This is a genomic window from Microbacterium sp. Kw_RZR3 (assembly GCF_029222405.1).
Classification (GTDB): domain Bacteria; phylum Actinomycetota; class Actinomycetes; order Actinomycetales; family Microbacteriaceae; genus Microbacterium.
The window spans coordinates 1-11,420 of the sequence record NZ_JARHXC010000140.1; the positions used below are offsets into that span (position 1 = coordinate 1).

8 protein-coding genes and 2 pseudogenes are annotated in these 11,420 nt (G+C 71.0%); 5 read left to right on the plus strand and 5 right to left on the minus strand.

The window, feature by feature from the left end; genetic code table 11:
• From P2P98_RS07490 to P2P98_RS07500, 3 genes and pseudogenes are all read left to right on the plus strand, one after another.
• Positions 1-724, plus strand: a pseudogene (locus P2P98_RS07490) (hypothetical protein); the annotation flags it as partial.
• A 27-nt stretch (positions 725-751) separates the two neighbouring features.
• Complete coding sequence (locus P2P98_RS07495) at positions 752-1,780, plus strand: hypothetical protein (protein ID WP_275798646.1); 1,029 nt, start codon at positions 752-754, stop codon at positions 1,778-1,780.
• Positions 1,781-1,824: 44 nt separating this feature from the next.
• Positions 1,825-3,717, plus strand: coding sequence for a prolyl oligopeptidase family serine peptidase (locus P2P98_RS07500; RefSeq protein ID WP_275798648.1), 1,893 nt, complete (start codon positions 1,825-1,827; stop codon positions 3,715-3,717).
• A 224-nt stretch (positions 3,718-3,941) separates the two neighbouring features.
• Here the strand turns inward: P2P98_RS07500 and hflX are convergent, their stop codons facing one another.
• Positions 3,942-5,459 carry a GTPase HflX gene (gene hflX / locus P2P98_RS07505; RefSeq protein ID WP_275798650.1) on the minus strand — a complete coding sequence of 506 codons (1,518 nt, stop codon included), beginning with the start codon at positions 5,457-5,459 and terminating at the stop codon, positions 3,942-3,944.
• A gap of 88 nt (positions 5,460-5,547) precedes the next feature.
• Between hflX and P2P98_RS07510 the strand changes: the two genes are divergently transcribed.
• On the plus strand, positions 5,548-6,192 hold the full coding sequence (locus P2P98_RS07510; RefSeq protein WP_275798652.1) for a methyltransferase: 645 nt from the start codon (positions 5,548-5,550) through the stop codon (positions 6,190-6,192).
• A gap of 148 nt (positions 6,193-6,340) precedes the next feature.
• On the opposite strand, the gene dapF is transcribed toward P2P98_RS07510, so the two are convergent.
• From dapF to miaB, 4 genes are read right to left on the minus strand one after another with little or no spacing between them, the layout of a single operon-like run.
• The gene (gene dapF / locus P2P98_RS07515) at positions 6,341-7,195 is read right to left on the minus strand and encodes a diaminopimelate epimerase (RefSeq protein ID WP_275798654.1); all 855 of its coding nucleotides are present in this window, start codon (positions 7,193-7,195) and stop codon (positions 6,341-6,343) included.
• 56 nt (positions 7,196-7,251) lie between these two features.
• Positions 7,252-7,704: a GNAT family acetyltransferase gene (locus tag P2P98_RS07520; protein ID WP_275798655.1), complete on the minus strand. Its 453-nt coding sequence runs from the start codon at positions 7,702-7,704 to the stop codon at positions 7,252-7,254.
• Positions 7,701-8,630 (minus strand): tRNA (adenosine(37)-N6)-dimethylallyltransferase MiaA, encoded by a 930-nt coding sequence (miaA, locus tag P2P98_RS07525; RefSeq protein WP_275798657.1) that lies wholly within the window; start codon positions 8,628-8,630, stop codon positions 7,701-7,703. The genes P2P98_RS07520 and miaA overlap by 4 nt, the downstream gene beginning before the upstream one ends.
• A complete protein-coding gene (gene miaB, locus P2P98_RS07530) occupies positions 8,627-10,174 on the minus strand; it encodes a tRNA (N6-isopentenyl adenosine(37)-C2)-methylthiotransferase MiaB (protein WP_275798659.1) in 1,548 nt (515 codons plus the stop codon). Before miaB ends, miaA begins: the two co-directional genes overlap by 4 nt.
• A gap of 178 nt (positions 10,175-10,352) precedes the next feature.
• Between miaB and P2P98_RS07535 the strand changes: the two are divergent.
• Positions 10,353-11,420: pseudogene (locus tag P2P98_RS07535) on the plus strand (hypothetical protein); the annotation flags it as partial.

The window sequence follows — 11,420 nt, forward strand, 5'->3', positions numbered from 1 at the left end:
CGGCCGCCCGACCGCGGCGGCGGCGCGTTCGCTCACGGAGCGCGCCGTGACGGAAGTGGTCCACTCGGACCGCTTCTCGAGCGTCTGGGCCGCGGTGGTGCACACCTCCCACCGCGCTCTCGTGTTCGGCGCGACGTCGGACGGCGGCGGCATCATCGTGCTGACTCCGGACGGCCTCGGGGTACAGGTCGGCGGGGTGGTGTCGGCGATCACCGACGAACTGAGTCTGCAGGGCTCCCCCGTGGCGGCTCTCATCCCGAGGGTCGATCACGTGGTCATCGTCGGCGACGGCGCGCCGTTGCGCATGTTGCGCGCCGGCTACGCCCTCGTCACCGCGGCGGGCGTGCTGCTACCCGCCTTGGCGGTCGTCCTCCTCGCGGGCGGGGCCCTCGTCGAACAGAGACGGGGACGTGCGATCATCGGCACCGGACTGGCGATCGTCGTCGGTTCCGGAATCCTTCTGATCGGTGCGGCTGTGGCGCCCACCGTCGTCGCCAGGACGGCCGCCGCCGGCGGTCTCGATCCCGCGGGCGTCGCCGCCATCGTCCGCCAACTGTTGACGTCACTCGTCGGGTCGTCCGGCGTGGTCTTCGGCGCGGGGGTCCTCCTCCTCGCGGTGGACGTCATCGTCGCACGGCGCACGGGCCGCGCAGCTGAGCATCCGACGCCGACGCCCGGCGATCTTGCGGCGACGACGGATGGCCGCATCCGGCCGTTACCATGACCGAAAGCGCAATCGGAAGCGAGCCCCGTGTCTACCAACCCCGCCCCTGGCGACCCTTCTTCCGCCGAGGGTGACGCCCCGGCACCCACCGCCCTCGGTGCCGCCGAGCCGGCACCGGCACCCACCGAGACGCGCGCTCCCGGCGAGGACCACCCGCCCGCCCCCCGGTCGCGGCCCCGCCGGAGCACCGTCATCCTCGGTTCGGGCCTCGCACTGCTCGTCGTCGCCGCAAGTGCGGGGTTCTTCTGGCTCAGCGCGCAACTCGCCGCATCCCAGCAGCAGATCCTGGACCAACAGCAGCAGATAAACGACCAGCAGCGTGAGCTCGAGGAGCAGCGGGCGCAGCTCGATCGCAAGGAGCAGTTCGGCGCGGCCATGCAGGAGCTCTACGCGACGATCGATCCGCTCGTGGGCCTCCCGTACGCGTCGCTCGTGTCCTGGAGCGAGGTCGAGGGGTTCGCCCACAGCGCCTGGGCGCACCGCGAGAGCGTCGTGACGATGGAACGTGACATCACCGACGTCAAGATGTTCACGACGAAGCTGGCCAACCGCGTGGAGGCCGCGCGCTCCGTGGGCTCGACGAACGCGACGGGGAGCCCGTGGGAAGCCGCGCTCGACTCGCTCGGTCACGGGTGGGTGACCATGGCGTACGACGAGAGCAACCGCCCGTGCGGCCTCGAGGCGATGGCCTGCGTCTCGAGCGCAGATCCCTTCGTCGTCCACGTCAGCAGCGACACCCGCAACACCTCGACACTGACGGACTGGATGCGCACCGGGGTCGCGTACCACGAGTACTCGCACGTGCTGCAGTTCACCAACCCCGAAGCCACGGCATCCGCGCTCACCGCCTTCGGAGGGAATGCGGAGACGATGGCGGACTGCTACGCGCTGACCTTCCTCGACGGATGGACGTTGGACCACGTGGTGCCCATCGACAGCTCCTCCTACTGGGAAGTGAGCGTGGGCTACGGCTACACGTGCGATGATGCGCAGCGCCAGGTCATCCGCGACTGGGTGGGAAGTCTGGGCCTGCAGAAGCGCACCGTCTCGCAGTGAGGACGGGCGAGACGGGTGTCGGCGCCCCTCCTTAGAGTGGATGCATGGCAGACACCCTCCCCTACGGTTCCTGGCCGTCACCGATCACGCCCGAGTCGGTGGCGCAGTCCTCGCCGCGTATCGACGGCGCACGGCTGGTGGCTGACGAGGTGTGGTGGGGCGAGTCCGTGCCCGCCGAAGCGGGGCGCGTCGCGGTGAAACGGCGCCGCGCCGACGGAACCATCGAGACCGTGCTCCCCGCTCCCGCCAACGCCCGCTCGGCGGTGCACGAGTACGGCGGAGGCGCGTGGACGGCATCCGACGACGGCGAGCTGTTCTACGTCGAGAAGACCGACCAGCGCGTGTACGCGCTCCGACCGGGCGGCACGGCGCGCCCCCTCACCCCCGCCGACGAGGCCGTGCGTCACGGCGGCCTCCGGTTCGAGCACGGCGTCCTCCTCGCCGTGCGCGAGACCCACGGTTCCGACCGCGTCCCCGCGCGCGCGATCGTCCGCATCGCCGTCGATGGCGAGGGGGCCGGCGAGGTCCTCGCCGCCGGGAGCGACTTCCTCGCCCAGCCCGCGCTGTCGCCCGACGGACGACGCCTCGCCTGGGTCGCGTGGAACCACCCCGACATGCCGTGGGACGCCACGATCATCCGCGTCGCCGACCTCGACACGGGCACGGTGCGCGACATCGCCGGGGGCGCGAACCGCGCTCCCCTGCAACCGGTCTGGATCGGCGACGACGAACTGCTCTACGCCGATGACCCCGACGGTCGGTGGAACCTGTTCCGCCACCCCCTCGACGGCGACGCCCAGGCGGTCGCCCCCGCCGACGCCGACACCGGCGGTGGGCTCTGGGTGCTCGGGACACGGTGGTTCGGCGCCACCGACGACGGCCGCATCGTCGCCGTGCGGACCGACGGCGGCGACGAGGTCGTCGAGATCGCCCCGTCCGGGGTCCGTCCGCTGGAGGTCCCCGCCGTGTCGGGCGCCGCGGTCGACGACGCACGCGGTACGCGGGTGCTGGTGTCGGGGTCCGACGCGGGCGGCCGCTCGGGTCTCTGGCTCGTCGACCTCGCCGCCGGCAGCGTCGATCTCGTCACGGGCGGAGCGGGCTCATGGGGAGACGAATGGATGCCGACGGCCCGCGCCCTCGAAACCGAGGGGCCGCACGGTACCGTGCACGCCTTCGCCTACGCGCCGACCAATCCCGAGGTCACTGCCCCGGACGACGAGCGCCCGCCGTACGTCGTTCTCGTGCACGGGGGTCCCACCTCGCACGTCGGACCGGCTCCCTCGGCGAAGACGGCGTTCTTCACAAGCCGCGGGATCGGCGTCCTCGACGTGAACTACGGAGGTTCCACCGGTTACGGCCGCGCCTATCGGGATCGTCTGAAGGGGCAGTGGGGTGTCGTCGACGTCGATGATGTCGCGGCCGCAGCGTCCGCTCTCGCCGACGCGGGACTCGCCGACCCTGATCGCCTCGCCATCGCCGGCGGCTCGGCCGGGGGCTGGACCGTGCTCGCCGCGGTGACGAACACCGACGTGTTCTCGGCCGGCATCTCCCGCTACGGCGTGGGTGACGCACGCGCGCTGGCGGAAGACACCCACGATTTCGAGGCGCGCTACCTCGACGGGCTCATCGGCGCTCTCCCCGACGCCGAGAACGTCTACATCGAACGATCCCCGCTCACCCATCCCGAGCGGTTCCGTGTTCCCTTGCTCATCCTGCAGGGCTCAGAAGACCGGGTCGTCCCTCCCTCGCAGGCCGAGGCGATCCGAGACGCCCTGGCGGCCCACAGCGTGCCGTACGCGTACGTGCTCTACGAGGGCGAGGGACACGGTTTCCGCCGCGCGGAGACCGTGATCGACTCGCTCGAGCGCGAACTCGGGTTCCTGGGCGCCGTGTTCGGTTTCGAGACACCGGGGGTCCCCGCACTCGATCTCGGCTGAGACCACCGGGGCTCGCCGGCATCCCCGCCGGGCATCGCACCTCGACGTGCCGGAAGGCTCAGCCGTCCCGACGGGCGCGGGACTCGACCGCGAAGAGCAGCGGGTCGGGTGATGACACCTTCGAAGCGTGGCACGTCCCGCGGGTGCGCGCGGCCCCGATGCTCCACCGTCGAGAGGCCCCGTGAGGGCCGGGACCCCCGCGCCGAAGCACGGGGATCCCGGGGTCAGGCCGCGTACGGCTCGAGTTCGGCCGCCAGTCGCGCACCCACGTGCGCGTGCAGGAAGGTTCCGGTCTCGCGGTGCTCCTGCGCCACGATCAAGCCGCTCTCGTGCACCGCCGACACGAGGTCGCCGCGGTCGTACGGAACGACGGCCTGCACCTCGACGGCGGGAAGCGGGAGGGCCTCCTCGATCGCGGCGCGAAGCTCATCGATGCCCTCTCCCGTGCGCGACGAGACGAAGTGCGCTCTCGGGGCGAGCCCGCGCAGCACGAGGCGATCATCGTCGCTGACGAGGTCGGCCTTGTTGAACACGACGATCTCGTGGCCGAAGTCGGCCTCGACGTCGCCCATCACGTCACGAACCGTCGCGAGCTGCGCGGCCGGGTCGGGGTGCGAGGCGTCCACGACGTGCAGGATCACGTCGGCGTCGCCCACCTCTTCCAGCGTCGAGCGGAAGGCCTCGACGAGCTGGTGCGGCAGGTTGCGCACGAAACCGACCGTGTCGGTCAGCGTGTACACGCGACCGTCGGTCGTCTCGGAGCGGCGGACCGTGGCATCCAGGGTGGCGAACAGCGCGTTCTCGACGAGCACACCGGCGCTCGTGAGGCGGTTGAGCAGGCTCGACTTGCCGGCGTTGGTGTACCCGGCGATGGCGACGGACGGGATCGTGTGGCGCTTGCGCTCGGCACGCTTGGCCGCCCGCGCGGGAGCGAAGTCGCGCAGCTGCTTGCGCAGCAGCGCCATCTTGGTGCGGATGCGACGGCGATCGAGCTCGATCTTCGTCTCACCCGGACCGCGCGATCCCATGCCCGCGCCGCCGGCGCCGACCTGTCCACCGGCCTGCCGAGACATCGACTCACCCCACCCGCGCAGGCGGGGAAGCAGGTACTCGAGCTGAGCGAGCTCGACCTGGGCCTTACCCTCTCGGCTCTTCGCGTGCTGGCTGAAGATGTCGAGGATGACCGTCGTGCGGTCGATGACCTTGACCTTCACCACGTCTTCGAGCGCGCGGCGCTGACTGGGCGCCAGTTCGGTGTCGGCGATGACGGTGTCGGCGCCCACGGCGGCGACGATGTCGCGCAGCTCCTCGGCTTTTCCTCGACCGACGTACGTCGCCGGATCGGGATGCGGTCGGCGCTGGAGCACACCGTCGAGCACGACCGCGCCGGCCGTCTCGGCGAGCGCGGCCAGTTCGCGGAGGGAGTTCTCGGCATCCGCCTGATACCCCTGCGGGTGGACGCCGACGAGCACCACGTTCTCGAGCCGCAGTTGGCGGTACTCGACCTCGGTGACGTCTTCGAGCTCGGTCGACAGGCCGGGAACACGACGCAGCGCGGCGCGCTCCTCGCGATCCCATTGATCGCCGTCGGTGTTGCCCCCGTACGCCGTTGCGGCGTCCTGCAGGGCCTGTGCTGCACCGAAGACCCGGACCCCGCGGTGCGCTTCGGCGCGCGACAGCACGCGGTCCACCGGGTCCACCGGGGCCGCGTCCGTGCTCGGGGGTGTGGTCTGTTCGGTCATGTGTTCCTTTCGTGGGCGGGCTCTCCCGCTCGTTCTCGCACTTTAGTCGTCCCCGGCGTCGGAGAGCCGGGTCCGTTACTCTGTCGGAATGGGCAGCGAGCACTATTTCAGCGCGTCGCCGTCGAGTCCCGAACAGCTCCGCCGCATCCGTGTGACGCTTGCCGGTCGTGACCTCGAGGTCGTCACGGCAGGCGGAGTCTTCAGTCCCGACCATGTGGATGCCGGGACCTCGGTGCTCCTCGCCAACACGCCACCCCCTCCCGCCGGTGGGCACTTCCTCGACCTGGGGTGCGGGTGGGGTCCGATCTCGCTGTCGCTCGCGCTCGCGTCACCGCACGCGACCGTGTGGGCGGTCGACGTCAACGAGCGTGCTCTCGATCTCGTGAGGCGCAATGCCGAGTCACTCGGCCTCACGAACATCAACGCCGTGCGTCCCGAGGATGTTCCCGAGGACGTCTCGTTCCGCACCATCCGCTCGAATCCGCCGATCCGCGTGGGCAAGAGCGAGCTGCACAACATGCTCGAACACTGGATTCCGCGCCTGTCCGAGCGGTCGGACGGGTGGTTCGTCGTGCAGCGCAACCTGGGTTCGGACTCGCTGCAGCGGTGGCTCGCCGCGACCTTCGCGCCGGGCTACAGCGTTCAGCGTGCGGCGACCGGACGCGGCTTCCGCGTGCTGCGCGTGCGCCGCCACGGCTCGCCGCCGAGCGAGCCGATCGACGTCATCGCCTGACGCGGCGTCTGTCGGCGCGGCCGGATGCCGCGGCGATCGGCCGCGACCCGAGACCTCGCCCGGTGTCGCGACGCGGTCTCGCGACGCGGTCTCGCAACGCGGTGCCGCCACGCGGTCTCCGCGAGCGCGGAACGCCCGCGCGCTGCGCTCAGGCCAGCGCGACCTCACCCGTGAAGACCAGTGACGCGGGACCCGAGAGGAACACGTGCCCCCCGGCCACCCGGACGCCCAGGGTGCCACCCGGAGTGTCGACCGTCCAGACGTCGGGCGCGGCCGAGCCTGCCCAGTGCCGCACGGCGAGCGCGGCCGCGGCGACCCCGGTGCCGCAGCTCAGCGTCTCGCCGACGCCCCGCTCGAACACGCGAAGACGGATCGCTCCGACGCCCTCCTGGACGAGCGGATCGGCGGGGACGACGAACTCGACGTTCGCTCCGTGGCGCGGGGCCGGGTCGAGCACGGGTTGGTAGGTGAGGTCCAACGCCTCGAGCTCGGCATCCGATGCCACCGCCACCACCACGTGCGGGTTGCCGACGTCGATGCCCACACCGGGACGCGCGACGGGAAGTCCCTTCGCACGGACGAGGGTGTCGTCGGCCTCGATCGCGAAAGCGCCGAGATCGACCTCGTAACCGCGTTCGCTGCGCGTGAGGGTCTTCACGCCCGCGCGCGTGCCGATGCGCAATCCCCCGTCGAGGGTCGCGAGCCCCGTGTCGCTCAGGTACCGGGCGAAGACCCGCGTGCCGTTGCCGCACATCTCGGCCTTGGACCCGTCGGCGTTGCGGTAGTCCATGAACCACTCGACACCGGATGCCACCGCCTCCGCGCCCTCGTCGATCGCGGCCGCGCGGACGACGCGCAGCAGGCCATCGGCTCCGATGCCGAAGTGGCGGTCGCACAGCACCGCGACCTGCTCGTCGCGCAGCTCGAGTTCGCCGTCGGGGTCGGAGATGATCACGAAGTCGTTGCCCGTGCCGTGGCCCTTGGTGAACGCGATGGTCGACATGACTCCAGTCTAGGGACGCGGCTCTCTGGGACGCGGCTTTCTGGGACGCGGCAGAGTCACGCCGTCGGCGCGGGCGGACCGCCCGGACCGTCGACGATGAGCCGCTTGCCCGTGGCCCAGGTGTCGAAGGGCTCGTATCCCAGGGCGTGGTAGAACCCCCGGGCGCCGCTGTTGTCGGGCCGCACCATGAGCTGCACCTTCGGGCACCCCATCGCCTCAAGCAGACGCTCCGCCTCGGCGACCAGCGCCGCCCCGAGGCGCTGACCCCGGTGCGTACCGGCCGTGGCGAGGTAGTACAGCCACCCGCGATGCCCGTCGTACCCGGCCATGACGCTCCCCACGACCGCATCCCCGTCGACCGCGACGAGGAAGAGCTCGGGCTGGACGGTGAGCTTGCGCCGGATGTCAGCGTGCGGATCGTTCCAGGGCCGGGTCAGACCGGCTTCCTCCCACAGCGCGACGACGGCGTCCTCGTCGGCGATGTCGAACGCGCGGATCTCGACGGTCACGATCGTTCCTCTCGGTCGGCGGCCAGGGCCGTGGCATCCACGGTTCGGGCGTCGACCCACCACGCGCCGTCGTAACGGCGGAACCACGACACCTGGCGACGGGCATAGCGGCGGGTGAGCGCCTGCGTCTCGGCGATCGCCTCGTCGCGGGTGAGATCACCGCGCAGCTGAGCGAGGGCCTGGGCGTAACCGATCGCGCGCCCGGCGGTCACTCCTCGCTCGAGGCCTTCCGCTCGCAGCGCCTCGACCTCATCGACGAGACCCGCGGCCCACATCCCCTCGACGCGCGCATCGAGGAGCGCCACGAGCTCCTCGCGGACGATCGAGGTGGCGACGATGCGGGTCTCCGGATGCCAGAACTCCGGCGCCTCCGGAAGAGCACCGCCGTGCGTCTCACCGCCCTGAGCGAGCACCTCGAGTGCACGCACGACACGGCGTCCGTTGCGGGGATCGATGCGCTCGGCGGCGACCGGATCCGCTTCGCGCAAGCGCGCATAGAGGACTCCGGAACCGTGACGTTCCAGCTCGTCCTCGAGCGCGGCGCGGAGGGCCTCGTCGCGCGGGGGGAAGCGGAAGTCCCACAGCACCCCCGAGACGTACAGGCCCGATCCCCCCACGAGAATCGCGTCGGCACCACGGGTGTGAATCTCGCGGATCGCCGCGCGCGCGGCATCCTGGTACCACGCCACCGCGGCCTCGTCGGTCACCGCGAGCGCGTCGAAGAGATGATGAGGGATGCCACGGCGCTCCGCCTCGGGAAGCTTGGCGGTACCGATGTCCATGCCGCGATACAGCTGCATCGCGTCGGCGTTGACGATCTCGGCCGGACGGCCGCGGGCCGCGAGCGCCTCCGCGAGATCGAGAGAGAGCCCCGTCTTGCCGGTCCCGGTGGCACCGACGACGGCCCACAGGGCCGGGGCGGTCACACGCCGACGCGAAGGGTGGGAAGGCCGAGCGACACCGCGCGCGGGGCTCCGCTTTCGCCCGCGGGTGCCGGGACCCCGCACGACTCGGCCTGCGAGCGGTCCCACGCATCGCCGGCGCGCGTGCGACGGATCCTCAGCGGGGCGCCGTCGGGTGCGTCGGCGAGGAGATGGAAGGGCGCGGCGTGGGTCACTGTGACCGACACGACGTCGCCGGGACGAGGAACGGGCGAGCCCGCGGGCAGCTCGAAGTGCACGAGCCGATTGTCTTCGGCGCGGCCGGTCAGGCGGTGCGTCTCGGCGTCTTTCTTCCCCTCGCCCGTGGAGACGAGCACCTCGAGGGTGCGGCCGAGCTGCTTCTGGTTCTCTTCGGCGCTGATGCGATCCTGCAGGGCGATGAGACGCTCGTAGCGCTCCTGCACGACGGCCTTCGGCACCTGGTCGGCCATGGTCGCCGCCGGTGTGCCCTCGCGGATCGAGTACTGGAAGGTGAACGCACTGGAGAAGCGCGCCGCCTCGACGACCCGCAGGGTCTCTTGGAAGTCTTCTTCGGTCTCGCCGGGGAAACCCACGATGATGTCCGTGGTGATCGCGGCGTGCGGGATGCGCTCCCGCACGCGGTCCAGGATGCCGAGGAACTTCTCGCTGCGGTACGAGCGCCTCATGGCCTTGAGAATGCGGTCGGAACCGGACTGCAGGGGCATGTGCAGCTGCGGCATGACCGCCGGGGTCTCGGCCATCGCGGCGATGACGTCGTCGGTGAAGGCAGCCGGGTGAGGGCTCGTGAAGCGGATGCGCTCGAGCCCCTCGATCTCGCCCGCGGCACGCAGGAGCTTGCCGAACGCGAGGCGGTCACCGAACTCCACGCCGTAGGAGTTCACGTTCTGGCCGAGCAGTGTGACCTCGATCGCACCGTCATCGACGAGCAGGCGGATCTCGTTCAGGATGCCACCGGGGCGACGGTCCTTCTCTTTGCCGCGCAGGCTCGGCACGATGCAGAACGTGCACGTGTTGTTGCATCCGACCGAGATCGAGACCCAGCCGCTGTGGACGGAGTCGCGCTTGGTGGGCAGGGTGGAGGGGAAGATCTCGAGGGACTCGAGGATCTCGAGCTCGGCTTCGCCGTTGTGGCGTGCACGCTCGAGCATGCCGGGGAGCGACCCCATGTTGTGGGTGCCGAACACGACGTCGACCCAGGGGGCCTTCTGCTGCACGGCGTCCTTGTCCATCTGGGCGAGGCACCCGCCGACGGCGATCTGCATGCCCGCGTGGGCGTCCTTGCGCGACTTCAAGTGGCCCAGCGTGCCGTACAACTTGCCCGCCGCATTGTCACGGACGGCGCAGGTGTTGATGACGACCACGTCGGCTTCTGTTCCCGCTTCGGCTCTGACGTAGCCGGCGCTCTCGAGCGAGCCGGAGAGGCGCTCGGAGTCGTGCACGTTCATCTGGCAGCCGAAGGTGCGGACTTCGTACGTGCGCGGTCCGTCGCTGCCCTGCGCGGCGGGGGACGGCGCGATCAGCGTCGGGGTCGAAACGGGGGTGGTCATGATGGGAGCAAGTCTAAACGCCGCGACTCCCCCACAGCCGTGACGGCCCGCCTCGCGAATCGGGCGCAACTCTGCGTTCGCGGGACGGACGGGAAAACGGTGTCTCGATAGCGTGGGCTGGACGCGGGTCGCCTCGCGTCCGTCCGTGTGTGCGCGGACGCGCCCTGAAGGAGAAGTCGTGCGGGAAGGCCGATCGTGGACGTGGTCCGAGCCCCTCATCGGGGCTGACCGCGACGCGACGGCACTGGCCGGATCTCTGCTCGCGGGGACGTCGGTCATCGTGGCCGGTGCGCGCGGAAGCGGCCGCAGCCACCTCTTGCGCGCGGTCGCCGGCGACCTCGCCGCACACGGAGTCGCCGCCGCCGTCGTCCGCCCCTCGGCCGTGCTCTCGGACGTGCCCTTCGGCGCGCTCGACGCCGTCGGCGACCCGCGCATCGTCGAACTGAGACGCGGGCGTGTGCCGGACGGTGGCGTCGTCGTCCTTGTGGACGATGTGCACACTCTCGACGTCGATTCCGCGCGATTCCTCGCCCGCTGCGTGGCGGACGGTCGTGTCACCCTGCTCGCGACGCTCCTCATTCCCCGCGCCCGGGCTCGGCGCGTCGACCTCGATGCCTCTGGTGTCGGTCAGACCATGCTGAGTCTGTGGCTCGACGGGCTCGCCGAGCGTCTGGACCTCTCGGAACTCACCCCGACCGACAGCGAGCAGCTGCTCGCGGTGCTGCCGGGAGCCTCGACTCTGGATGCCACGATCTGCGGCGCCATCCTCTGGCGCGCGGACGGCTCTCGAACGCTGCTCCGCGAACTCGTCGCCGAAGCGGTGGGCGCGGTCGCCGCGGGTCGGGACCCCTTCGCCGCCATCCGCGACACCCCACCTCACAGCCGTCTGTCCGTCGCCCTGAAGCTTCACACCGGGGATCTCGCCGAGGGCGACCAGGAGTGCCTCGCATTCCTCAATCGGCTGCCTCACGTCGAGTTCTCGGTCGCCACGCGGTTCGTGTCCCCGACGAGGCTCGAAGCTCTCATCACCGCAGGACTGGTGCACTCGGACCGGAGCCCGGCCCGACGATTGACCGCGAATGAGGCGATCGCGCGCGAAGCGGAGCGACAACTGGGCACAGCGCGCATCGACGCACTCGTTGCGGCAGCCGGATCCCGCATGCTCGATGACGAGGCCGAATGGTGGTGCGCCCCCCTGGCCGTGTCGATCGCCGAACGCTGGCACCGCGGTGACGACGCCGCCGTG